Genomic DNA, 740 nt, shown 5'->3' on the forward strand with positions numbered 1-740 from the left:
TTTTGAAACCACCTAAATATTTTATAATTAATCTCGAAGGCATATGTAATCTCCATAACAGCACAATAAATAATTGCACTTTTTACATATGTCAACAAAAAATGCACCTTTCACATTTTTGCATTTTACGTATTTTTAGGGATAATATTTAAATTATGAGTAGCAATATTGAAAAAAGTATCCAACAATGGCTAGAAAAAAAATTAGACGAGCGCGGACACGGTGCTCAAATAGAACTAGCCGCCTACTTGGGAATCCATCAATCCACTATAAGCAGAATGATTAATCCTTACAAAAATGGAAAATCAAGAAGCATAAGTATTGGGGAATTAGTTAAAATAGCTGAGTTTTTTAACGAGCCCCCCCCCAATTTCTTCAATGATGTTGATCAAGAATTTATGAATTTTTATCGTGATCTTTCTGAAGAAAACAAGAAGTCTGTGATTTTATATATTGAGTTTTTAAGGCAATCAAAAGATAAGTTATAGTTTCCTTTTCTTTCTGAGAAAACCCTTTTAAAAGATTAGAATCTTGTTCCGCTATTTGCATTTTGTATCTCCATAAATTGTGGATAGTGCACTTTTTAAAAAAACATATCTAGCATAAATATGCACTTTTTACATTTTTATGTTGACACTTGCACTTTTTGCATATATTTATCTCCCATATCTTAGAAAATAACTTTTGCCAATAGGCAGTATGGAGGCATTTGTGAATAAACCAGTGTTTATAAATTCTGA

The 740-nt window shown here is 30.4% G+C and carries 1 protein-coding gene; it reads left to right on the top strand.

The window, feature by feature from the left end; all coding sequences use genetic code 11:
• The first annotated feature begins 155 nt into the window (after nucleotides 1-155).
• Entirely contained in the window at nucleotides 156-488 is a 333-nt protein-coding gene (locus tag ACFIL3_RS10780) for a helix-turn-helix domain-containing protein (RefSeq protein ID WP_375612684.1), read from the top strand.
• The last annotated feature ends 252 nt before the right edge of the window (nucleotides 489-740 follow it).

Source organism: Bartonella sp. CE47NXGY (genome assembly GCF_042195415.1).
In the GTDB taxonomy this organism is placed as follows: Bacteria; Pseudomonadota; Alphaproteobacteria; order Rhizobiales; family Rhizobiaceae; genus Bartonella.

Bases quoted from the DNA above. Each gene is read 5' to 3' on its own strand.
- ACFIL3_RS10780 (WP_375612684.1), top strand. From the start codon at position 156: ATGAGTAGCAATATTGAAAAAAGTATCCAACAATGGCTAGAAAAAAAA.